Below are 21,756 nucleotides of genomic sequence, written 5' to 3'. Positions count from 1 at the left end.
TCAGTTCGCGGGCGCGGCGGGTGCTTCAGTGGACGCGGGTGCGTCCGTGGACGCGGGAGCTTCGGCAGCAGCAGCCTCAGCTGCGGGCGGCACGGCTTCCATCATCGGCGTAGCTTCCATCGCCGGGGCTTCCATCGCAGGCGCTGCCTGGGGTGCGGGCGCCGTATCGAGCGCCGGTGCATCGCCGACCGAGGTCGCGGCGGGGGTGGCCGTTGCAGGATCGACCACCACGGGCGTTTCGGTCGCGGCAGCTTTCGCTGCCGGCGAGGCCACGCCCTCGGCTACCAGTTGCGCCAGATAGACGGTCAGACGCTGGCGCAGTTCCTGGCTCGCCTGCGGATCGTTGGCCGCATCTTCGAAGCTCTGGCGCGCCCCGGCGAGGTCGCCGGCCTTGTATTTGGTGAGGCCGATGGCTTCACGCGCGGCGTTACGCATCGGGCTGGTCCCGCCAACGAGGCCACCGACACGCTGCTCGACCTGGGAGACGTCACCGCCATCGACCAGCAGGTTGGCGGCAAGCACCAGCGCCAGCTCGCGCAGATACTTGTTGGGCTGCCCGGCGGCGAGCGCATCATAGGCGGCCACCGCCTCCGCGGTCTTGCCGTCCTTGGCGAGGAGCGCAGCTTCGCGGAAGCGCGCAAGGATCGGGTAGCCGCCGTGATTGGCGGCGATCACCTCGTCGAGCGCCTTCTTGGCCGCTTCGGCATCGGTGCCATCAGCCAGTTGCAGCGCCGCATAGAACTGGTCCGACGACTGGGCCGAGTTCGAGTTCTGCCACCAGTCCCAGCCCTCTTTCACCGCCACGATGAGGACGATAGCTACGGCCGCGCCGATCACATAGGGGCCGAACCGGCGCCACAGGTTGCGCGCGCGGTCGCTGCGCAGTTCCTCGTCGATCTCGCGGATGATGTTTTCGTTGGACATGAAGCTCAAGTGAAACAGGGTCGAATTCGGCCGCACCATAGTGAGGCGCCCGCACGAATGCAAACGCGTACGCGCGCTGATCCCAAGGGGATCCCGGGGTGTTCCCAACCCACACGCCACGCTCTCTGGACGGACGGGCTGCGCTCGCCGGACGGACGAGCTGCGCTCGCCGGACGGACGAGCTGCGCTCGCCGTGGGGTCACGAGCGCGTGAGGCTGCAGATGCAAACGACCAAATTAATCGGTCGGCAACGGGCTCGCGCGAAGATTTCGCCAGCGTCAATTCGAGATCATCAAGATGTTAATTCGCGTTTTACTGCTTGTTGCCCTTCTCACGGTTGCAACACCCGTCGCAGCTGCCAGCGTTTCCATCGTCATCGACATCTCGGATCAGCACATGCAGGTGTCGGTGGGCGGTGCACCGAAATACAGTTTTGACGTTTCTACCGGCCGGAAGGGTTATGCCACGCCCAAGGGCAGCTACGGCGTACAGCGGATGTACAAGGAGTACTACTCCAAGAAGTACGACCTGGCGCCGATGCCTTATTCGATCTTCTTTCGCGGCGGCTATGCCATCCATGGCACCTATGACACCAAGCGCCTGGGCCGCGTCGCCTCGCATGGCTGCGTCCGCTTGGCGCCCGAAAACGCGCGCCGACTCTACAACCTGGTGCTCAAGCACGGCAGCGGCAATGTGAGCATCCGGGTGAAGGGTTAGACGCCACGCCCGAATACCCGCGCCGACGGTCTCCTTCTGGACCATCCCCAGGATGGAAACGAGCTCGGCCTGACGCCAGTCTTCTCAAGAACGGCGCGAACCTGGTTGCGAACGGTGTGGATACTTCTGCCGCTCGCATCAGCGATCTCGCGCGGACTGAGGCCCGCGGCCATGCCTCGGCGACCGCCATCTTGGCCGCGGAGAGGCCGAGATGATGGAGCGCGTCCGGACGGAGATCGTTCATTGGCACAGTGATCGTGATCAGGTGCCTCGCGGAGTGGTCTTCGAATGGCTGCGCGAAGCTGGCTGGTTTATCCCGCTGGATCGGCGTCACGGTACGCAGCGCCATCGGGTTGCCGGCGGCCGACCCAACGCAGTTGCCACCACCGAGCGCCTCGTCGACGGCGTTGCAGTAATCCTGCCAATCCAGCTGACCAAGCGCCGCCGCGCAGGATGCCGCTATCAGTTCGCCGACGCGCCCTTCTGAGATCCACCATATCCGCCAGCCAATCGCCCACCCGACAGCCAGATCGTCAAGGCAACCCATCACGCGTACGCGTTTAAGGTCACGCCCTTGAAACCAAGGGACCTTCCGCGTACATCTTGAACATGTACGAACTGAGGAGACGGAGATGCCGCAAGCAGCCGTGAACGACAACAAGCGCATGAACTTGAGGGTTTCGCCGGAAACGAAGGCTAAGCTCGTGCACGCTGCCGCGCTCCGCAACACCGACCTGACGAACTTCGTTACCCAGACCGCATTGCGAGAAGCTGAGGCAGTGATTGAGGCGGCCGAAGTCGTTCGTTTGACCGCGCGTGAGCACGCACGCGTGCTTGAGCTGCTGGAAAACCCGCCCAAGCCCAATGCAAAGCTGCGTGCGGCGATAGCGGCGTTGCCTGACTCCCTGTGACGCTGCCCGCCTGGAGAGAGGAACCCATCGCGAAGTCGCATGATCGCCAGTCCTTCGACTGCGGCAATTCGGCGATGAACGATTTCTTCCGCCGCTACGCGCGTCAAAACCACGAACAGAACGCCTCTAAGACCTTCTGCGCGATTGATATCTCAACCCCGAGCCGTGTGCTTGGCTTCTACACGATCGCCCCCTCCTCCGTAGCACATCAAAGCGTGTCGCCGTCGATGACGAAGGGGCTGGCTCAGCACGAGATCGCTGGATACAAGCTGGCCCGGATCGCCACCGATGTCTCGGTAGCCGGCCACGGTTTGGGTGGACAACTCCTCGTGGCGGCCGCACTGCGCTGCCTTCGGATCGCATCCGAGGTCGGCGGTGTACTACTGATCATCGACGCCAAGGGCGAACGCGCCGCCAAGTGGTATGCCGGTTATGGTGCCGAGCCGCTCGAAAACCAACCACTCACGCTGGTGATGCCGCTCGCTACCTTCTCAGCCGATCTAAGGGGTCGAGGGCTGCTCTGACTCGACCATTGAGGCTGTGAGCCGCTGTAGTCGCCCGCCTTAAGTCCGAGTGGTCTTTAGTCTATGCTATTCTGTGACCCATAGCTTGGCACGTGAGTTGCGAGATTGCCGAGTAACAATGATCCTTCGGAAGAAATTGCGCGCATCAGACGGCGGCTAGCCGATCTGGACACTGAGCGCGCCAGGCTTGAGGACGAGTTGGGGGCGCTTGAGCGGACGCCGACATTTGCCGACGCCCCTATTAGCAATGCCTCTTCATCGACCGAGAAGATCGGGTTGTTTCGTGCTCTGTTTGCGGGGCGCCCCGATGTCTTTCCGACGAGGTGGGAAAACCGCAAAGCTGGGCGTTCGGGCTATTCACCAGCTTGTTCGAACGAGTGGGTGAAGGGCGTTTGCGGTAAGCCGAAGGTGAAATGCGGAGAATGCCCAAACCAGGCATTCATCGCGCCATCCGGAGACATCATCGAGAAGCACCTGCGCGGAGGTGATTCCCGCTCGGGTGATTTTGTCGCGAGGGTGTATCCGCTGCTGAACGACGAGACGTGCTGGTTCCTTGCCGCCGATTTCGACAAGCACAGTTGGGCGGACGACGCCAGGGCATTGCTTAGCACCTGTCATACGAAAGGAATTGCCGCCGCCCTGGAGCGGTCGCGGTCGGGAAACGGCGGCCATGTTTGGATATTCTTCGCCGAGCCCGTACCGGCCAGGGCCGCGAGGCAACTGGGATCGGCACTGATCACCGAGACGATGGAGAGGCGTCCGGACATCGGCTTCACGTCCTATGATCGCTTCTTTCCCAACCAGGACACGATGCCCGTCGGGGGCTTTGGCAATCTGATTGCGCTGCCCTTGCAAAGAAAGGCCCGACAGAGCGGCAACAGCGTCTTCGTTGACAAGGATCTGCGGCCTTATGACGACCAATGGGCATATCTATCCTCCCTCCGACGGCTATCGTCGGCGGAGGCTTTTAGGATTGCGGACGAGGCGGAACGATCAGGGCGGGTCCTTGGCGTCCGCATGCCCGTCGACGACGAACATGCCGACGAGCCTTGGAAGATGTCGCCTTCGCGCCGCAGCCCGCCGCTCCGTATTGAGGCTGCCGTCCCAAGAAGTATCAGGATCGTTGTCTCCGACCAGGTTTACATCGACCGGGTCGGACTTCCGTCGGCTTTGATTGCTCAGCTTGTTCGGCTAGCGGCTTTCCAGAACCCGGAGTTCTATCGCGCCCAAGCCATGCGGCTGCCGATATTCGGCAAGCCTCGGATTGTCTCATGCGCCGAGCTCTATCCCCAGCATGTTGCACTACCTCGAGGTATCCTCGACGAGGTGACCGACCTCATCAAAAGCCATGGCGCGGTTGCCAACCTGGAAGACCTGCGCGAGATCGGTACGGCGCTCCCCGCGACCGTTTCCTTCCTGGGGGAACTGCGACAGCCGCAGTTGAAGGCTTTCGATGCCCTTACCGCCCACGACAACGGCGTGCTTGCCGCTACCACCGCCTTTGGCAAGACGGTCGTCGCCGCCGCACTCATTGCGCACCGCGCGAGAAACACGCTCATTTTGGTTCATAGACGGGAATTGCTCAAGCAATGGGTAGAACGGCTGCGCTCGTTCTTGAACATAGATTCCAAGCAGATCGGGATTATCGGCGGCGGGACAAGAAAGCCGACGGGCATTATCGATGTCGCACTCATTCAGAGCCTTACCCGTAGGGGCGAGGTTGCCGACGCCGTCGCGGACTATGGCCACCTGATCGTCGATGAATGCCATCACCTTTCAGCGACAAGCTTCGAGCTTGTCGCTCGCCGGTCAAAAGCGCGGTACGTGGTTGGTTTGTCCGCCACTGTCGCGCGCAAGGACGGGCATCATCCCATCATCTTCATGCAGTGCGGTCCTGTGCGTCATAGGGTGGACGCGCGGGTTCAAGCTGCGGAACGAGGTATTCATCATCGGCTCCGGGACCGTTCGACGGAGTTTGAATTACCTCCATCACTGGCCTCCGCTGAGCGCCCGTCTATGCCTGCGATCTATGCTGCGTTGGCTCAGAATGATAGCCGCAACGATCTGATCTTTGATGATGTGCTGAAGTCGCTTGAGGCGAAGCGTTGTCCAATCGTTCTGACCGAGCGGAAGGATCACCTAGACTACCTTCGGCAACGGTTCTCGCCCTTTGTGAGGAATCTTGTGGTGCTAAGCGGCGGCATGTCTGCGGGCGATCGAAAAATGGCTGGATCGTCGATGCAGGTATCGCTGGATCAAGAGCGAATGATACTCGCTACGGGCCGCTACATTGGCGAGGGCTTCGATGACGCTCGCCTCGATACGCTTTTCCTCACGATGCCGATCGCATGGAAGGGAACGCTAGCGCAGTATGTTGGCCGCCTACATCGCGAGCATGATGGAAAAAGGGATGTCCTGGTCGTGGATTATGTCGATCAGGCGGTGCCGGTTCTAGCCCGGATGGCTGCAAAACGACGTGCGGGCTATCGCGCGCTGGGATACGTGCTCGAGTAGCAGCCGCTGCTGCCGTGGCAGTTGCCTGAACTGGCGCTAGCTTGCGCCCCGAGGCACCCGGTTGCTCAGCCCATCGACATCGCTGCGGTGCACCTCCCACCCCAAGCGCCTGATCAAGTTGCGCTTGCGAACATAGCGCAGCGCAGCGTCTCGACATCAAACCGCTGGTTGCCCTCAGGCATCACGACGGCTTAGGCCGCGACAGCACGTACCAGGCGCAGGCGATAAAGACGGCGAGGACGAACAGCGCCAGCGGCAGGTCGGGGCGCGCGCCGATCAGGAACAGCACATAGCCGAGCACCATGCCACCCGTGGCGAGCGTCTTGCCGCGCCGCGAGATCGCGCCCTCGGCCCGCCAGGCCTTGATGGTGGGGCCGAAACTCTTGTGATTGAGCAACCATGCCTCGACCCGACGATTGGAGCGGGCAAAGCAACCGGCGGCGAGGATGACGAAGATGGTGGTCGGCATCAGGGGCAGGAATGCGCCAATGATGCCGAGCGCCAGTAGCAGGAAGCCGGCGATCAGGTAGGCGAAGCGGATGGCTCTCGCCTGTGGCCCGGCTGCTTGCGTCGGCTCGTCAGGCTCAGGGTGCATTGGTGCTCGCGTGATGGTGCGGATGGTGTCGCGAGCCGACCAGCCGACTCCTGCGGCAACATACTCGCCCGTTCGTTCCTCTGCCACAGCGCCGCTGCGCGACTGATCTCCCGTCGGCGCGCCACGCGCGGGCCACCGTGCGCTCCGCGCTTGAGTTGGCTGTCCGCCGCGGCACACCGTGGTGCAACTCAGCGCAACCCGGCAAGCCGCTCGATGAACTTTGGCTTCTTGTCGTGCCGCAGCCGGATCGAGGCCAAACGCCGGTTAAACTCGGACTGGCCTCCGTCTTCTCTGGCCAACGCCTCGAGATCGAAGAGCAGGCTTGTCGCGCGGTCGTAGCCGGACGCATTGCGGCGCTCGATCTCCGCCTCGATCTCAGGCCAAACGGCCCCCGCCGCGCTGCCTCAGAACTTTGAGCCGCGCATCGCGCGCTGCCTCGGCTTCCTTCGTCCGGCGCAATCGCTCCGCCTCGAGCCGTTCGAGCTCTGCCTGCTGACGCACTTGTGCGATCTCGCCCGCCCGAACCCGCAACTCTCCGACCGTACGACGCCGCGTCGAGGTGGTACGGCTGTCACGCGCCTTGTACCTGAGTTCGGCGGCGACATGGGGATCGCCATCAATTACGCGCAGCAGCAGTTCGGTCATTTCGTCGCTGGAGATGGCCGCGAGGATTTCGCGGACCTCATTGTCCGACGTGTCCGCCGAGGCTCCATCCAGCGCGGCCGCTGCCGCCAACAAGTCTGCATCAAGGTTGAAGAAGTCCGCGAAAGCCTCGAGGGGATCGGTCAGCGGGCCAACGCCTGGCAGGGGCTCCAACTCGTCGTCGGCGACTAACTGATACTCGACCGCCATGAGCCACAAGAGATAGAACATCCTGAGGTCGCCCGACAGAACATCGGCGCGCAACGGCGCGAGCCGCGCAAGCCAGCCTGAGCCATCTTCATCCAGATACTCCCGCGCTTCGAGCTCCGGAGCGATGTCGATTATGAGGCTTTCACCGGGCGCCCAGACCTCGACCCAATCCACTTCGGTAAGGAACTTCGAGAGCTTCTCAATATCCAACAAGCGCGCCGGCAGCCGCATCATCAGCCGCCGGTCGCCCCAGTTCGCGAGATAGAGATGGAGGTCGAACCATTGTTCGACCAACCGGCGTGGATCCCCCTTGAAGTCACCCCATTCGTAGTGATTGGTGAAGCTCGTCGCCGTGATCCGCGCTCGAGACGAAATCGACCGCAAGGCATCCTGCCCGGCGCGGTCAATAGGACGATCGATCGCCAGAAATTCATAGTACTGGTACTCGCTCATGGGTGCGGGTCTCGCCAAGAGTTGTGCACGTTGGTGCTGACCAGATCGGGCAACCCGAACGTGATCGAGTCGGAGGACTCTGGCCACCTGTCAGGGGAGAATCTCACCCCTGTTTACAACTCGAGTTCGTAACCGCGCGGGCCCTCGCGCGGCGGTGACCGACAACCGCAAGGCATGGGTCACGATGGCCGAAAAGAACAGGATGCGGCGATAGCCGACCGAGCCGCACTCGGTGACCGGAAGCCATTGATCGCCTGATGTTCGGGCCTCGACCAGAAGTCGCTCGACCTGCTGGCCGAGCGCGATGTCCTCCTCGACGAACACGCTACCGATCCGCCTCGGCTCCGGCCATGACAGAACGAGGCTGCCGCCGGTGCCATCGACCACCCAGGCGCCGTCCCGATCCAACGCAGCTAATGGCGACGCGGTGGCGTCCGAAGCGATATCGGCGTCGTAGAGAGCCGCGATCCGGTTCCCCAATTGCGCCAGTACGAGCCGATCTGGCGCTGCGACAAGGCCGGAGCGGTCCGGTGGCACGTTGAGCAGGAACGTCGCGTTGCCGCCGACCGAGGCGCAGTAAATGCCGAACAGTTCCTCGGCGGATCGCACTTCAGCGTCTTCCCTGGGGTGGTGGAACCAGCCTGGTCGGATCGAGGTGTTCACCTCGGCGGGGTACCAGACGAGGGCATCGCTCGACGCTGCGATCGCTTGCCTGCTCCCCAGATCTTGCTCGTCCGAACGAACCTGTCGCGAGAACTTGCCGTCGTCGACCTGCTGCGAATTTGAGGCGGTGCGTTCGGCGTCTCGCAGCGAAGCGGGAACCACGCTCCATTCATTGGCCCGGGTATGCCCCGCCTCGTTGCCGCACCAGCGCACGTCCGGTCCGCAGACGCTGATCACCGCGTCCGGCTGCAGCTCGCGCACCGCGGCGAAATAGCGATCCCAGTCGTAATACTGCTTCTTGCCGCCGGCGCCTTCGCCGTTGGCGCCATCGAACCAGACCGAAAAGATCGGGCCGTAGCCGGAGAGCAGTTCGCGCAGTTGCGCGACAAAGAAATCGTCGTAGCCGGCGCCGGTGCCGTAGGCAGGCTCGGTGCGGTCCCAGGGGGAGAGGTAGACGCCGAACTTCATGCCGCGTCGCGCGCAAGCCGCCGAGACCTCTGCAACAAGGTCGCCGCCCCCCTCGCGCCATGGGCTCGAGGCGACCGAATGCCGGGTCACGGCACTCGGCCACAGGCAGAACCCGTCATGGTGCTTGCAGGTGAGGATCAGGCCGCGCATGCCCGCCGAGGCGAGGCTTTCGACCCACTGGTCGGTATCGAGCTGCGGCGGATCGAACAGGGCGGGATCCTCATGCCCGAGACCCCATTCGCGATCGGTCATGGTGTTCATGCCGAAATGGATGAAGCCGTAGAACTCGAGCTGCTGCCAGGCCAGTTGCCGCGGCGTCGGCCGAACGGCGGAAGCTTCAGCGATGCGGCCAGCCAAACTTATCCCCACTTCATCACTGTGACGCATCGCCCAGCTACCATCTATGGCCCACTATCAGCGAGGTCAGCGCACTATCCCCGTGCCCAGATACGCACCCTACTCCCGACAAATCCCTTGGGTACCGGGTGCTGAAGGCCTTGCCGAGCAGTGGGCTGAATCGGCCGGGGGCCGGCCAAAATGTAATGTGCAACCTGGCGGAGATCGAGCGACAGCTGTTTCGCTACCAGCGGCGCCAGGCACGCCGCCTAAGCTGGACGGCTCGACACGGGCCACGAATTCAAGTCCTCAGACCAAGTCAGCGGCTGCGATCCGATGGGCGACGACAGGCTGATTTCTGAGCAGAATGTAGTTGTGGCACTTTTTTGTGCATTCAGGGCTTGCTTCACGCCGGTGGGTAGGATTGTTTTGAGCGCCAGTCCTCCGGAGCTCATTTCATGATCAATCGCCGATCGTTTGCTGCCACCACCTTCCTTGCGCTCGCCCTGGCGGGCTTCACGGCGGCACCGGCCGTCGCCCAAACCGCAGTCAAGCTGACGCTTGATTGGCGGTTCGAAGGTCCAGCCGCGGGATTCCTGCTGGCGCAGGACAAGGGGTATTTTGCCGAAGAAGGCCTCGATGTGACCATCGACACCGGCAATGGCTCGGTGGAAGCCATCCCGCGCGTCGCTACCGGGGCCTATCAGTTCGGCTTCGGCGACATCAATTCGCTGATCAAGTTCCTCGATGAGGATCCCGCCCAGCCGGTAACCTCGATCATGATGGTCTATGACAAACCGGTCTTTTCAATCATCGGTCGAAAGTCACTGGGCATCACCGACGATCCCAAGTCGCTCGAAGGCAAGAAGCTCGGAGCGCCGCCACCGGATGGCGCCTTCGCGCAGTGGCAGGCCTTCATCCCGGCCGCCGGGATCGATGCTTCGACGATCACCATCGAGAATATCGGCTTTCCGGTACGCGAGCCGATGCTGGCGTCAGGCGATGTCGACGGCGTCTTCGGCTTTGCTTTTTCGGTGATCCTCAATCTGATGGCCAATGGCGTGCCGGAAGATGACATCTCGACGATCCTCTTTGCCGACCATGGGCTCAATCTGTACGGCAACGCCATTCTGGTGAACGAGGCCTTTGCGGCGGAGAACCCTGAAGCGGTGAAGGGCTTCCTGCGCGCCCTGACCAAGGGCTTCGCCGATGCGGTGGCCGATCCTGCAGCAGGCGCTGCTGCAGTGCTGGCGCGCAATGAGACGCTCAACATCGATACGGAAACCGCGCGGCTGACCATGGCCAACGAGATGAATATCAAAACGCCCTATGTGGTCGAAAACGGCTTCGGTGGCGTCGACCAGGAAAGGCTGGCAGCATCGCTCGAAACGTTGAAGATCTCCATGGGCCTCAAGGGGGCAGCGACGGCCGCCGACGTTTTCGATCCCCAGTACCTGCCGCCCGCCGACGCACGCATGCTGCCATAAGGCACGTCACCCTGTCCCCGCCTGGCGACCAGCCAGCGGGGGCAAGACGCGATCAGCGGAGCGGGACCATGGCCCTTGTCAGTCTGGAGAATGTCGGGATGCGCTATGGCGGGCCGAGCGGCACGCTGGCGGTAAGCGGTCTCAACCTCGAAATCCAGCGAGGCGAGTTCGTGGCCGTGGTCGGCCCCTCGGGCTGCGGCAAGTCCACCTTGATGAAACTGACCACGGGCCTGCACATTCCACAGACTGGAAAAGTGGTGGTCGCCGGCAATGCGGTGACAAAGCCCGTTTCCATCGTCGGCATGGCGTTCCAGAATCCCACCCTGCTCCCCTGGCGGACGACGCTGGACAATATCCTGCTGCCACTCGAGATCGTGGAGCGGCATCGCCACCGGCTGCGGGCCAACAAGCGCGAATACAAGGAGAAGGCCGAAGTCCTGCTGGAAACGGTGGGGCTCAAGGGGTTCGGCGAAAAGTTTCCGTGGGAGCTTTCGGGTGGCATGCAGCAGCGTGCCAATCTCTGCCGCGCGCTCATCCACGAGCCGGAACTGCTGATGCTGGACGAACCATTCGGTGCGCTTGACGCGTTCACGCGCGAGGAACTGTGGTGCGTGATCCGCGACCTGCATGCGAGCCAGGATGTCACCATCGCGCTGGTCACGCATGATCTGCGCGAAAGCGTGTTTCTCGCCGACAAGGTGGTGGTGATGAGCGCGCGACCGGGGCGCGTGGTTTCCGAGCACATGGTGCCGTTCGAGCGGCCACGACAGCTCGATATCCTTTACCAGCCGGAGTTCAACGAGTTGGTGCAGCGGCTGCATGGGGAAATTGCCACCGCGAGGGCCGCGGCATGACCGATAGCGAAACCGTCACCACCACCGCGACGCTGCCGCCTCCGCGCGAGGCATTCAAGGTCAACTGGATCCGGCTCGCGCCGTTGCTCTACACGATCGGACTCTTTGCGATCTGGGAAATCGGAGTTCGGCTCTCCGGTCTGCCGCATACGATCCTGCCGACGCCAAGCCGCATCTTCCAGGCGATCGTCGAATACTGGTCGCCGATCTGGAAGAATTCGCTGCAGACGCTCTACACCACAGTGCTGGGCTTCATCATCGCGGTGATCGCCGGGCTGGGGATCGGACTCTTCATCGGCTGGTCCAGAACCATCTATGCCGGGCTCTACCCGATCATGATCGGGTTCAACGCCATTCCGAAAGTGGCACTCGTACCCATACTGGTGATCTGGTTCGGCATCGGCACGGTCCCGGCCGTCCTGACGGCGTTCCTGATCTCGTTCTTTCCCATCGTGGTGAACGTAGCGACTGGCCTTGCGACAATCGAACCAGAGACCGAAGACGTATTGCGGGCCTTGGGCGCCAAGAAACTCGACATCATGCTCAAAGTAGGCATTCCGCGCTCGATGCCCTACTTCTTCGGCTCGCTGAAGGTCGCGATCACGCTGGCCTTTGTCGGCTCGGTGGTCAGCGAGACAGTCGCCTCCAATAACGGGCTGGGCAACATGATGGCGTCAGCACAATCCAACTTCAACGTGCCGCTCGTCTTCGCTGGCCTCCTGATGTTGGCCGTCGAAGGTATCGCCATGTACGCCCTCATGGCATGGCTCGAACGGCGAATGACAGGCTGGGCGCATCGCTCGACGATGAGCACCTGAAGGCCAGACTTACCGCCGCATGTCGGCCGCCTGCATCGCGCGTATCAGATACGGCCTTTCGTCGAAGCCCGTCGCTGGCCGGCGCAACCCGCGACCCGCTCGATTAGTGCTTGTTTGGTCCAATGCCGGTCAAATACTTGTAAGGACAGCGCTACTCCCACTCGATGGTCCCGGGCGGCTTCGACGTCACGTCGTAGACCACCCGGTTGATGCCGCGCACTTCGTTGATGATGCGGGTGGCGGCGCGGCCGAGGAAGTTCATGTCGTAGGGGAAGAAATCGGCGGTCATGCCGTCGACCGAGGTCACGGCGCGGAGCGCGCAGACGAACTCGTAGGTGCGGCCATCGCCCATTACGCCGACGGTCTGCACCGGCAGCAGTACGGCAAAGGCCTGCCAGATCTTGTCGTAAAGCCCGGCCTTCCTGATCTCATCGAGATAGATGGCGTCGGCGCGGCGGAGAATGTCGAGCTTTTCGCGGGTCACGCCGCCCGGCAGGCGGATGGCGAGGCCGGGGCCCGGGAATGGGTGACGGCCGACGAAGCGGTCGGGCAGCCCCAACTCGCGGCCGAGCGCCCGCACTTCGTCCTTGAACAGTTCGCGCAGCGGCTCGACAAGTTGCATATTCATGCGATCAGGCAGACCGCCGACATTGTGGTGCGACTTGATGGTGACCGAGGGGCCGCCCGAGAAGCTGACGCTCTCGATGACATCGGGGTAGAGCGTGCCCTGGGCCAGGAACTGCGCTCCGCCGAGTTTCTTGGCCTCTTCCTCGAACACTTCGATGAACAGCCGGCCGATGGTCTTGCGCTTGGTCTCGGGGTCGGCCTCACCCTCGAGTGCGCCGATGAACTTGTCGGCGGCATCTACATGGACGAGCGGAATGTTGTAATGATCACGGAACATCGAGACCACTTCGTCGGCCTCGTTCATCCGCATCAGGCCGTGATCGACGAAGACGCAGGTCAGCTGGTCGCCGATAGCTTCGTGGATGAGGATGGCCGCCACCGAGCTGTCGACGCCACCGGAAAGCGCGCAGATCACCCTGCCCTTGCCGACCTGGGCGCGGATCTTGTCGACGGCGCGCTGGCGATAGGCCGACATGGTCCAGTCGGACTTCAGCCCGACGATATTGTGCACGAAGGATTGCAGCAGCTTGCCGCCATCGGGCGTGTGCACCACCTCGGGGTGGAACATGGTGGTGTAGTAGCGCTTCTGCTCATTCACCGCGATGGCGAACGGGGCGTTCTCGGAGGTGCCGATGACGGTAAAGCCCTCGGGCAGCTCGGTGACGCGATCGCCGTGGCTCATCCAGACCGGATAGCGCCCGCCGACCTGCCAGAAGCCGTCGAACAGCGGGCTCGCTTGTTTGATCTCGACATCGGCGCGACCGAACTCGCGCGCGTGCCCACCTTCGACCTTGCCGCCCTGCTGCAGCGCCAGGGTCTGCTGGCCGTAGCAGATGGCGAGGATTGGCACGCCCGAGTCGAACACTGCCTGCGGGGCGCGTGGGCTGCCCTCGTCGGTCACCGAAGCGGGGCCGCCGGAAAAGATCACCCCCTGAGGCTTCAGCCGGGCAAAGGCCTCGGCCGCGCTCTGGAACGGGTGGATCTCGCAATAGACGCCGGTCTCGCGCAGGCGGCGCGCGATCAGCTGGGTCACCTGGGACCCGAAATCGATGATGAGAATGGACTCGGCGGGGGCGTCGGCGATGTCTGTCATGGCGGGGAAATAAAGCCCGGGCGGGGATTGTGCAAGCCTCCTCCCCGGCAGACCTCCTATGCCGAGGCGGGTGCGACCTTGGCGGAGTTGGAGCGCACCAGCTTGCCGACGAGGTTGCGGTTCAGGCCGGCCTCCATGGCGCGGTGAATGGCGGCGTCGGAGGCGACGGCAGCGTGCAGCCGTTGCTGGTCGAATGCGAGGACCCGCATCGGTTTGGAAGCGATGACGGTGGCCGTTGCCGGCTCGCCACTGAGGAAACTCATCTCCCCCAGATAGTCGCCCGGTCCGCAGACCGCGATAATGCGTCCGGCGCTCTCGATGCGCGCCACGCCGGTGGCGACGTAGAGCAGGTCCTTCACCACCTCGCCCTCGCGCACCAGGACCTGATCGGCCGGGACTTCACGGATGGTGGCAAAGGCGAGCAGCCGCTTCAGGGCCCGCCGTTCGACGCTCGGCGGCATGCTGTCGACGAAATGCCGCTGGTCGTCGGAAAAGCGGTGGTGGCGCTCGTAATACCAGATCAGCAACAACTGGCCGATGTTCACCAGCACGAACACGGTTTCCCACAGGACGCTTACCGGATCGAACACGAAGAAGGCTCGGTAGATGATCTTGGCGACACCCGACGCGACGGCAAAACCTCGCAGCCACACCATGCGCCGCATCAGCATCGAGACGATCAGCAGGAAGTATGTGAAGTGACCAAACAGGATGACCGGGTTGGTGAGACCGGTGAGCAACTGATCGAACAGGCCGGACATCGTGCACCGCAAAGCAAACAGCGAAGTCGAGCCCCTTGCCCGCTCCCACTGTCACAAACAAGGGGCTCGATGTTCTCTAGACGGTCGCCACCCGGTCGGGATGGGTGGCGTTAGCCTTGGCCAGCTTGCCAACGAGGTTGTGGTTGAGGCTGGCGTCGAGCGCCTGGCGGAGGTCGTTGTCGGCCTCGAGGGCGGCGCGCAGCCTCGCCTGTTCGAAAGCGAGGTAGCGAAGCGGCTTGGCGGCGATGGCGGTGGCCGATGCCGGCGCGCCGGTCACAAAGCTCATCTCGCCGACGAAATCGCCCGGTCCACATACGGCGACGATGCGTCCCGCCTGCTCGATCTGCATGACGCCATCGGCAATGAACACCAACTCGGTGACGGGCCTGCCCTCTTCAGTCAGCTTCTGGCCCTCGTGAGCATGTCGAAGCCTCGAGAGGCGGAGCAGCCGGCGGATCGTTCGCCGGTCGATGCTGGTGGGGATGACGGATGCGAAGCGCTGCTCATCCTCAGAAAAGCGATGCCGCCTCGCGTAATACCAGAGGATCAGTAGTTGAACGACGTTCACCGCTACGAAGATCACCTCCCAGAACACGATGATCGGGTCGATCTCAAAGAAAGCGCGATTGATAATACGAATTATGCCGGCAGCGATGGCAATGGCACGGAGCCAGCCCATGTCATTCATCAGCATCGAGATGACGAGCAATGCATATGGCAAATGAGTCAGCAGATGACTTGGATCAATCATCCGCGCGACAAAATCTTGAAAAGTCATTTGGCCTCTACACGATAAGTATTGCCTTACTAGGACCCAGCTCCAGCTTGGCGTCAATCGCTACCTCCCGCTTGTCGCCCACGCGTTTGCGACGCGCGCAGAGGGGGTTGCGCAGCAGCCCCGGGCGGTGCCAAATGAAATCGATTGCACGAACTACCGCGCGGCAGACGCGGCGTGCGACGCGAGGGGAACCGATGTCTGATAACCGCCTGAATGGCGCGGATTTCGTGCGCGCAGCTGCGTGCCTGACGGTGCTGTTCCACCACCTGGCGCAGCGCATGAGTTGGCAGGATAAACTCGGCGGCGTCGAGTGGTTCAGGGTGTTCGCGCAGATCGGCACCTTCGGCGTAGCGATGTTCTTCGTGCTCTCGGGCTTCCTCTTGTCGCGGCCGTTCTGGCAGGCGCTGGATCGAGGCGAGCCGGCCCCGTCGCTGCGGGTCTACGCCATGCGGCGCGCTGCCCGCATCCTGCCAGGGTTCTGGCTGGCGCTGCTCGTCAGCTTCGTGCTCAGCATCACAGTGTTCGGCGCGGTGCTCGACGGGCAACTGGTACTCCGGCTTGTCGCCGGCATCTTCACCGTCGCGGATTGGCACTGGATTACACTGTTCCCGGTCGAGGTGAACGGGCCGCTGTGGTCGATCAGCTTCGAGGTCACCTCCTACCTGCTGCTGCCGCTCGGCTTTGCCGCGCTGTTCTTTCTCGGACGCTGGAGCGGCACGGGCTGGCAATCGCGCCTCTTGTGGGTCGGGGTGATCGGGCTGGCGCTCGTCGCGCACTGGCTGTTCGCGCGCTACGTCCAAGTCGACGCGCAGCAGCGCGGCTGGGACCACGGGCTGATCGGCGGCGCCAAATACTGGATGCCGCGCTTCAACCCGTTCGGCTTCTTCGCCATGTTCGCCATCGGCGCGCTCGCCGGTGGATTGCAGGTGCGCTGGGCGAAATACCGGCACGCGCTGTTCGACCTGATCGCGGTCGCGGCGTTCGCCTGGGGCATTTACCTCATGCAGCAGCAGCTTTCGGCCGAGACGTCGGATGGCTGGGGCTGGCTGGGTGTACCCTACGGCTTTCCCTGGTTCGTGCTGGCGGTCGGTTTGTTCCTCTCGACTTCGCCGTCAAGCGCAGTGCTCGGCCAACTGCTCGACAACCCGGTGACGCGTTACATCGCGAAAATCTCGTTCGGCATCTACATCTGGCACTATCCGGTGCTGGAACTTGTGCGCGTTTACTGGGACCCGAAGATCGATCACGGGCAATCGCCCGATCCGACCCGCTTCGTCGTCACGTGTGCGATCATCACGGTCATCACTTTCATCGTGGCGCACCTGTCGTATCATCTGGTCGAGAAGCCGGTGATTCAGTGGGCGCGAGGCAAAGAGCGGCGCAGGGTGGGTTCGGCAACAGTCAGTGCAGCGGCGGAATGACCTGATGAAAACCGGCAAGACACTCTGGCGCAATCAGCCGCCGTTCTACGAAGAGCGCGGCGATACGCTGACGGTGCAGACCGGCCCCGAGACTGACTACTGGAACAACACGTTCTACGGCTTCAAGCACGCCAACGGACATTTTCGCGCCACCGAGGTGAGCGGCGATTTCAGCTTCGAGCTCAGCTTCGCCGCCGACTACCAGCGCCTCTACGACCAGGCGGGGGCGATGCTCTACGTCGATGCTGACAACTGGCTGAAATGCGGCGTGGAGTTCACCGACGGCGCGATGCACTTTTCGGTAGTGGTCACTCGCGACGACCAGTCGGACTGGTCGGTGCTGAAACTCGATCGACCCCTCGACGGGGCAGTGACGCTGCGGTTGACACGCCACGCCGAAGCCCTGCGGGTGCAACTGCAGGGCCTCGATCAGAGCTGGCAGCTGGTGCGACTGTGCTTCCTGCGCATGGGCGAGACGGTGGAGGTCGGCCCGATGACCTGCTCACCCACCGGCGAAGGGCTGAAGGTCAGCTTCAGCCGACTGGAGCTGCGTGAGCCGATCTCACGCGAGCTGCATTAGCCCGGTCAGTTCAGCGTCGCGATGGCGAGGTTCAGCAGGCTCGCGAAGCCGACCCATGCCGCATAGGGCACAAACAGCAGCGCGGACAGGCGATCGCGGTTCCAGCGATTGGCGATGAAGATGATGATCAGCGCCAGAATGGCGATGATCACCACAAAGGCCGGCCACAAGAGGTGCAGCGAGAACCAGACCGGCGACCACAGCCAGTTGAGCGCCATCTGCCCGTACCAGAGCTTCATGCCGGTGCCGTTCGGCTCGCTCAGGAACGTGCGCCAACCGGCGATGGCGATCAGCACGTAGAGGGCAAACCACACCGGCCCGAACAGCCAGTTGGGTGGATTGAACGGTGGCTTGGCGAGATTGGCGTACCACTCGCCTGGTGCGGCCGAGATGCCGATAACGGCGCCGACGCCGATCACCACGGCGAGAAACACCACCAGCAGGATCAGGGCTCGCGGGGTCTTGAGGTCGGATATCGTCAGAGTGCTCATGCCGCCAGTAACGTGCCAGACGGCGGCAAGTTTCACTCGCTCGCAGTGCAATCGGCAGCGATGTTCAAGGGGAACTTGCCACCCTGCCCCTCGGCGTCGGCATAGACGATATCCACGATCTGCTCGTCGCTGGCCCAAAGTGGATAGACGTTGAGCAACACCGGATGCGTGGCGGTGAGCGGGACGCTGCAGCCGCGGCGGGACTTACTGCCATCGGCGGCACTGATCTCAGCGATGATCCGTCGCGCGCAGGTCTCGCCGCACTGCTCGCCGATGTCGAGCGCGATGCGCCCGGATGGCGAGACGAAATGATGCTTGGCGCTGCCGCCCGGAATGGCGAACCAGATGATCGCGCCAACGATCAGCAGGAAGGCGATCGAGCCGATCGTGAAGATGAACAGGGGCGACAGGCCGCCAGCATCGTCGCGGATCATGCTCAGCCTCGCTGCATGGCGATGACGTAAAAGCCATCGGTGCCGGTGAGGTGCGGGGTGAGCGACACCCCACCTTCGGGCGAGAAACGGGCGCGCAGCCTGGTGCCGGAGAAATGGCTCATCCAGAGCTTGTTGCCGGCAATCGCCGTGAAGTCGGGGTGAGTCTCGAGGAAAGAGGCGGCCTGCCGGGCGTTCTCCTCGGGCAGCACCGAGCAAGTGATGTAGACCAGTGTGCCACCGGGCTTCAGATATTTCGCCGCTTCGACGAGGATGGCGCGCTGCTCCTCGACGCGAACGGCCAGTTGCTCAGGCGTCAGCTTCCACTTGGCGGTCGGCTGGCGGCGCCAGGTGCCGGAGCCGGTGCATGGCGCATCGACCACCACGCGATCGAGCTTGCCGATGAGGTCGTCCAGCACGCCCTCGCCCGGAGCACGGACTTGCACGTTGCGGGCGCCGGCGCGCTTCAGGCGGTCATAGATGGGAGCAAGTCGCGTGCGGTCGCTGTCATAGGCAAAGATCTGGCCGCGGTTCTGCATCGCGGCGGCCATCGCGAGGGTCTTGCCCCCAGCCCCGGCACAGAGATCGAGCACCTGCTCGCCACCGCGCGCGCCGCCCAGCGCGGCAACGATCTGGCTGCCGAAATCCTGCACTTCGAACCAGCCCTTGATGTAGCCTTCCTCGCTCTGAACGTTCGGCGTGCGGCTGTCGCTGTCGCCGGCCGGAAAGCGGATGCCCTCGGGGATGGTCACCGTCGCATCCGGGGCGAAACGGCTGAGCGCCCGCAGCGCCTTGTCGCGGTTGGCCTTCAGCGTGTTGACGCGCAGGTCGAGCGGCGGACGGCCGGAGAGATCATGGGCCTCGGCGACCCAATCCGCGCCAAAGCCCTCGGCGAGATGCGGCGCGACCCATTCGGGCACATCGCCGCGCACGTGATCGGGTGCCCCGGCGAGTGGATCGGCGGCGGTGAGCCTTGCGGCCTCGTCCGCATCGATCGGGGCGGGTGCGAAGCGGTCGCCCTCAAAGCTCTGGTTCAACTCATTGATCTTTTCGCCCCACTCACGCACCACGACGCTCAGTACCAGGGAACGCGGCGCATCTGAGCCCATCGCCCAGGCGTGCGAGTTCTTCCGCCGCAGCGCGTCGTAGACGAGGTTGCCGATGGCGGCGCGATCGCCGGCGCCGGCAAAGCGGTTGTTCAGCCCCCAGGCCTTCAACGCCTCGGCCACGGGGCGCTTATGCGCATCGATATCGGCGAGCACAGCGATGGCGGCGGCAATCCGGCCGGGCAGTCTCATGCGGCTAGTCCTCTTCTCGTCAGCCGCGTCCGTGACACGATGCGGCACGCGGATCAAGGGCGCTACAGAGCCAGCACCAGCCGCACCAGCAGGTCCAACCAGTATACGCAGAGCAGCAGCAGCCCGGCGAAGTACGCCGCGAAGCGCCGGATCACATGGTTGTCGGTCACATGCACGAAGGCATGGATGTAGCGGGACACGACGAACAGCCAGGCCAGCACGACCTCGAACAGGGTCGGGCCGAAATAGAGAGCCAATCCCGCGCCGATATAGAACAGCACCGGCAGCTGGAACTGGTTGTCGAAGGCGTTCGATGCCTGCCACTCGCGCTTTGGCCAGCCCTTGCGCTCCAGTGCGATATCGTCGATCCGCACTTCGCCGCGCATCACCATCGGGATGCGGATGGTACCCAGATACCAGAGCAGCCCCAGGGCGAGGGCGCCCTGGGCAAGGATGGCGGCGATCAGCCAGAGTGCTGGCTGGGCAATAGTCAACGGGTCACCTCGATATGTCCGGCGATCACCGGGTCATTCCCGAGAAAGCTGGAATGACCCGACAGGATTGGCAGCAACGAGGGCAAGCCCGGTTCAGTTGCCGCCGCGGTAGTTCGGGCTCTCGCGGGTGATCGAGACGTCGTGGACGTGGCTCTCGTTGAGGCCGGCGCCGGAGATCTTCACGAACACCGAGTTGTCGCGGAAGGCCTGGAGGTTCGGTGCACCGGTATAGCCCATGGCGGCGCGAAGCCCCCCGGCCAGCTGGTGCAGCACGTTGCCGGCGGCCCCCTTGTACGGCACCTGCCCCTCGATGCCCTCGGGCACCAGCTTCAGGCTGTCGTTCACTTCCTGCTGGAAGTAGCGATCGGCGGAACCGCGGGCCATGGCGCCCACCGAGCCCATGCCGCGATACGACTTATAGGAGCGGCCCTGGTAGAGGTAGACCTCGCCCGGGCTCTCGTCGGTGCCGGCCAGCAACGAGCCGACCATGGCGCAAGACGCACCGCCGGCCAATGCCTTAGCCAGATCGCCTGAGAATTTGATTCCGCCGTCGGCGATAACCGGGATGCCGTGTTTGTCGCCCTCTTCGGCGCAGGCCATGACGGCCGCGAGCTGCGGCACGCCGACACCGGCGACGATACGGGTGGTGCAGATCGAGCCGGGGCCGATGCCGACCTTCACCGAATCCGCCCCGGCATCGATCAGCGCCCGGGTGGCTTCGGCAGTCGCCACATTGCCGGCGACGATGCGGGTTGAATTGCTCTCGCGCTTCACCCGCTCCACCGATTTCAGCACGCCGGTCGAGTGACCATGCGCGGTGTCGATGACCAGGAGGTCGACGCCGGCGTCGATCAGCGCCAGCGAGCGCTCGAAGCCGGCATCACCGACACCGGTCGCCGCCGCGACGCGGAGACGCCCTTGAGCGTCCTTGACCGCATGCGGGTTGAGCTGCGCCTTTTCGATATCCTTGACGGTGATCAGCCCGACGCAGCGCCCCTCATCGTCGACCACCAGCAGCTTTTCGATGCGGTGGGCATGCAGCAGGCGCTTGGCCTCGTCCTTGCTGACACCGTCACGGACCGTCACCAGGTTCTCGTGCGTCATCAGTTCGGCGATGCGCTGGCGCGGATTATTGGCGAAGCGCACGTCGCGGTTGGTGAGGATGCCGACCAGCCTGCCGACCTTGCGGCCGCCCTGCCCGCCGTTCTCCACCACCGGAATGCCGGAGATGTGGTTGGCTTGCATCAGCGCCAGCGCGTCGGCGAGCGTCGCGTCGGGGCCGATGGTGATGGGGTTCACCACCATGCCGCTTTCAAAGCTCTTTACGGCGCGGACATGTTCGGCCTGCACCAGGATATCGAGGTTCTTGTGGATCACACCCATGCCGCCGGCCTGCGCCATGGCGATGGCCATGCGGCTCTCGGTCACCGTGTCCATGGCCGACGACAGGATCGGGATGTTGAGGGAAATGTCCTTGGTCACCCGCGTGCGGATATCGACATCGGTCGGCAGCACGTCGGAGCGTGCAGGCTGCAGCAGCACGTCGTCGAACGTCAGTGCGCTATCGCCGGTGATGGAAGTAATGATCTTCGCCAAGGGTCGGGCCCTTCCCTTCTGAGCATCAGAAAAACGGAAGCCCGTGAGCGGAACGACTCGTCGCCGGCTC

The 21,756-nt window shown here is 63.4% G+C and carries 21 protein-coding genes and 1 pseudogene; 10 read left to right on the top strand and 12 right to left on the bottom strand.

The window, feature by feature from the left end:
- Entirely contained in the window at positions 1–924 is a 924-nt protein-coding gene (locus tag VGV07_RS20060; RefSeq protein ID WP_326870504.1) for a tetratricopeptide repeat protein, read from the bottom strand.
- A gap of 297 nt (positions 925–1,221) precedes the next feature.
- On the opposite strand from VGV07_RS20060, the gene VGV07_RS20055 reads away from it, so the two are divergent.
- From VGV07_RS20055 to VGV07_RS20035, 5 genes and pseudogenes are all read left to right on the top strand, one after another.
- On the top strand, positions 1,222–1,641 hold the full coding sequence (locus VGV07_RS20055; protein ID WP_326870503.1) for a L,D-transpeptidase: 420 nt from the start codon (positions 1,222–1,224) through the stop codon (positions 1,639–1,641).
- A 211-nt stretch (positions 1,642–1,852) separates the two neighbouring features.
- The gene (locus VGV07_RS20050; RefSeq protein WP_326870502.1) at positions 1,853–2,128 is read left to right on the top strand and encodes a hypothetical protein; all 276 of its coding nucleotides are present in this window, start codon (positions 1,853–1,855) and stop codon (positions 2,126–2,128) included.
- Between the two features lie 139 nt (positions 2,129–2,267).
- Positions 2,268–2,552: pseudogene (locus VGV07_RS20045) on the top strand (DUF1778 domain-containing protein); the annotation flags it as partial.
- A complete protein-coding gene (locus VGV07_RS20040) occupies positions 2,549–3,076 on the top strand; it encodes a GNAT family N-acetyltransferase (RefSeq protein ID WP_326870500.1) in 528 nt (175 codons plus the stop codon). The pseudogene VGV07_RS20045 and the gene VGV07_RS20040, both read left to right, overlap by 4 nt.
- Positions 3,077–3,181: 105 nt before the next feature.
- A complete protein-coding gene (locus tag VGV07_RS20035; RefSeq protein ID WP_326870499.1) occupies positions 3,182–5,590 on the top strand; it encodes a TOTE conflict system archaeo-eukaryotic primase domain-containing protein in 2,409 nt (802 codons plus the stop codon).
- 181 nt (positions 5,591–5,771) lie between these two features.
- On the opposite strand, the gene VGV07_RS20030 is transcribed toward VGV07_RS20035, so the two are convergent.
- From VGV07_RS20030 to VGV07_RS20020, 3 genes are all read right to left on the bottom strand, one after another.
- On the bottom strand, positions 5,772–6,185 hold the full coding sequence (locus VGV07_RS20030) for a YbaN family protein (protein WP_326870498.1): 414 nt from the start codon (positions 6,183–6,185) through the stop codon (positions 5,772–5,774).
- A 375-nt stretch (positions 6,186–6,560) separates the two neighbouring features.
- A complete protein-coding gene (locus VGV07_RS20025) occupies positions 6,561–7,490 on the bottom strand; it encodes a hypothetical protein (RefSeq protein WP_326870497.1) in 930 nt (309 codons plus the stop codon).
- A gap of 90 nt (positions 7,491–7,580) precedes the next feature.
- Positions 7,581–8,978, bottom strand: a complete 1,398-nt coding sequence (locus VGV07_RS20020; RefSeq protein ID WP_326870496.1) for an alpha-L-fucosidase — start codon at positions 8,976–8,978, stop codon at positions 7,581–7,583.
- A gap of 437 nt (positions 8,979–9,415) precedes the next feature.
- Between VGV07_RS20020 and VGV07_RS20015 the strand changes: the two genes are divergently transcribed.
- From VGV07_RS20015 to VGV07_RS20005, 3 genes are all read left to right on the top strand, one after another.
- Entirely contained in the window at positions 9,416–10,444 is a 1,029-nt protein-coding gene (locus VGV07_RS20015; protein WP_326870495.1) for an ABC transporter substrate-binding protein, read from the top strand.
- Positions 10,445–10,542: 98 nt separating this feature from the next.
- Positions 10,543–11,298 (top strand): ABC transporter ATP-binding protein, encoded by a 756-nt coding sequence (locus VGV07_RS20010; protein WP_326870509.1) that lies wholly within the window; start codon positions 10,543–10,545, stop codon positions 11,296–11,298.
- Positions 11,295–12,116 (top strand): ABC transporter permease, encoded by an 822-nt coding sequence (locus tag VGV07_RS20005; protein WP_326870494.1) that lies wholly within the window; start codon positions 11,295–11,297, stop codon positions 12,114–12,116. Before VGV07_RS20010 ends, VGV07_RS20005 begins: the two co-directional genes overlap by 4 nt.
- A 151-nt stretch (positions 12,117–12,267) precedes the next feature.
- Here VGV07_RS20005 and guaA read toward each other — a convergent pair whose 3' ends face one another.
- The 3 genes from guaA to VGV07_RS19990 form a co-directional block, all read right to left on the bottom strand.
- Positions 12,268–13,836, bottom strand: a complete 1,569-nt coding sequence (guaA, locus tag VGV07_RS20000; RefSeq protein ID WP_326870493.1) for a glutamine-hydrolyzing GMP synthase — start codon at positions 13,834–13,836, stop codon at positions 12,268–12,270.
- Between the two features lie 56 nt (positions 13,837–13,892).
- The gene (locus tag VGV07_RS19995; protein WP_326870492.1) at positions 13,893–14,597 is read right to left on the bottom strand and encodes a cyclic nucleotide-binding domain-containing protein; all 705 of its coding nucleotides are present in this window, start codon (positions 14,595–14,597) and stop codon (positions 13,893–13,895) included.
- Between the two features lie 76 nt (positions 14,598–14,673).
- On the bottom strand, positions 14,674–15,432 hold the full coding sequence (locus tag VGV07_RS19990) for a cyclic nucleotide-binding domain-containing protein (protein WP_326870491.1): 759 nt from the start codon (positions 15,430–15,432) through the stop codon (positions 14,674–14,676).
- Between the two features lie 137 nt (positions 15,433–15,569).
- Between VGV07_RS19990 and VGV07_RS19985 the strand changes: the two genes are divergently transcribed.
- Together VGV07_RS19985 and VGV07_RS19980 are read left to right on the top strand one after the other, a co-directional pair.
- Positions 15,570–16,796, top strand: coding sequence for an acyltransferase (locus VGV07_RS19985; protein WP_326870490.1), 1,227 nt, complete (start codon positions 15,570–15,572; stop codon positions 16,794–16,796).
- Between the two features lie 4 nt (positions 16,797–16,800).
- A complete protein-coding gene (locus VGV07_RS19980; RefSeq protein ID WP_326870489.1) occupies positions 16,801–17,376 on the top strand; it encodes a DUF1349 domain-containing protein in 576 nt (191 codons plus the stop codon).
- Positions 17,377–17,381: 5 nt separating this feature from the next.
- On the opposite strand, the gene VGV07_RS19975 is transcribed toward VGV07_RS19980, so the two are convergent.
- The 5 genes from VGV07_RS19975 to guaB all read right to left on the bottom strand — a co-directional run bounded on the left by VGV07_RS19975 (position 17,382) and on the right by guaB (position 21,686).
- Entirely contained in the window at positions 17,382–17,867 is a 486-nt protein-coding gene (locus tag VGV07_RS19975; protein WP_326870488.1) for a TspO/MBR family protein, read from the bottom strand.
- A gap of 32 nt (positions 17,868–17,899) precedes the next feature.
- Positions 17,900–18,301: a hypothetical protein gene (locus VGV07_RS19970; protein WP_326870487.1), complete on the bottom strand. Its 402-nt coding sequence runs from the start codon at positions 18,299–18,301 to the stop codon at positions 17,900–17,902.
- A gap of 2 nt (positions 18,302–18,303) precedes the next feature.
- Positions 18,304–19,596, bottom strand: a complete 1,293-nt coding sequence (locus VGV07_RS19965; RefSeq protein ID WP_326870486.1) for an RsmB/NOP family class I SAM-dependent RNA methyltransferase — start codon at positions 19,594–19,596, stop codon at positions 18,304–18,306.
- 62 nt (positions 19,597–19,658) lie between these two features.
- Positions 19,659–20,090 (bottom strand): MAPEG family protein, encoded by a 432-nt coding sequence (locus VGV07_RS19960; RefSeq protein WP_326870485.1) that lies wholly within the window; start codon positions 20,088–20,090, stop codon positions 19,659–19,661.
- Positions 20,091–20,183: 93 nt separating this feature from the next.
- A complete protein-coding gene (guaB, locus tag VGV07_RS19955; RefSeq protein ID WP_326870484.1) occupies positions 20,184–21,686 on the bottom strand; it encodes an IMP dehydrogenase in 1,503 nt (500 codons plus the stop codon).
- Positions 21,687–21,756: the final 70 nt, after the last annotated feature.

It is taken from the genome of Devosia sp., assembly GCF_035944845.1.
Taxonomy (GTDB): Bacteria; Pseudomonadota; Alphaproteobacteria; order Rhizobiales; family Devosiaceae; genus Devosia_A.
Note: the sequence above shows the minus strand (reverse complement) of the source record. Positions and strands in the feature narration are given on the sequence as shown.

Bases quoted from the DNA above. Each gene is read 5' to 3' on its own strand.
- guaA (WP_326870493.1), bottom strand. From the start codon at position 13,836: ATGACAGACATCGCCGACGCCCCCGCCGAGTCCATTCTCATCATCGAT.
- VGV07_RS19985 (WP_326870490.1), top strand. From the start codon at position 15,570: ATGTCTGATAACCGCCTGAATGGCGCGGATTTCGTGCGCGCAGCTGCG.
- VGV07_RS20025 (WP_326870497.1), bottom strand. From the start codon at position 7,490: ATGAGCGAGTACCAGTACTATGAATTTCTGGCGATCGATCGTCCTATT.
- VGV07_RS20005 (WP_326870494.1), top strand. From the start codon at position 11,295: ATGACCGATAGCGAAACCGTCACCACCACCGCGACGCTGCCGCCTCCG.
- VGV07_RS20060 (WP_326870504.1), bottom strand. From the start codon at position 924: ATGTCCAACGAAAACATCATCCGCGAGATCGACGAGGAACTGCGCAGC.
- VGV07_RS20015 (WP_326870495.1), top strand. From the start codon at position 9,416: ATGATCAATCGCCGATCGTTTGCTGCCACCACCTTCCTTGCGCTCGCC.
- VGV07_RS20030 (WP_326870498.1), bottom strand. From the start codon at position 6,185: ATGCACCCTGAGCCTGACGAGCCGACGCAAGCAGCCGGGCCACAGGCG.
- VGV07_RS19980 (WP_326870489.1), top strand. From the start codon at position 16,801: ATGAAAACCGGCAAGACACTCTGGCGCAATCAGCCGCCGTTCTACGAA.
- VGV07_RS20010 (WP_326870509.1), top strand. From the start codon at position 10,543: ATGCGCTATGGCGGGCCGAGCGGCACGCTGGCGGTAAGCGGTCTCAAC.
- VGV07_RS19965 (WP_326870486.1), bottom strand. From the start codon at position 19,596: ATGAGACTGCCCGGCCGGATTGCCGCCGCCATCGCTGTGCTCGCCGAT.
- VGV07_RS19995 (WP_326870492.1), bottom strand. From the start codon at position 14,597: ATGTCCGGCCTGTTCGATCAGTTGCTCACCGGTCTCACCAACCCGGTC.
- VGV07_RS20050 (WP_326870502.1), top strand. From the start codon at position 1,853: ATGATGGAGCGCGTCCGGACGGAGATCGTTCATTGGCACAGTGATCGT.
- VGV07_RS19970 (WP_326870487.1), bottom strand. From the start codon at position 18,301: ATGATCCGCGACGATGCTGGCGGCCTGTCGCCCCTGTTCATCTTCACG.
- VGV07_RS19975 (WP_326870488.1), bottom strand. From the start codon at position 17,867: ATGAGCACTCTGACGATATCCGACCTCAAGACCCCGCGAGCCCTGATC.
- VGV07_RS20055 (WP_326870503.1), top strand. From the start codon at position 1,222: ATGTTAATTCGCGTTTTACTGCTTGTTGCCCTTCTCACGGTTGCAACA.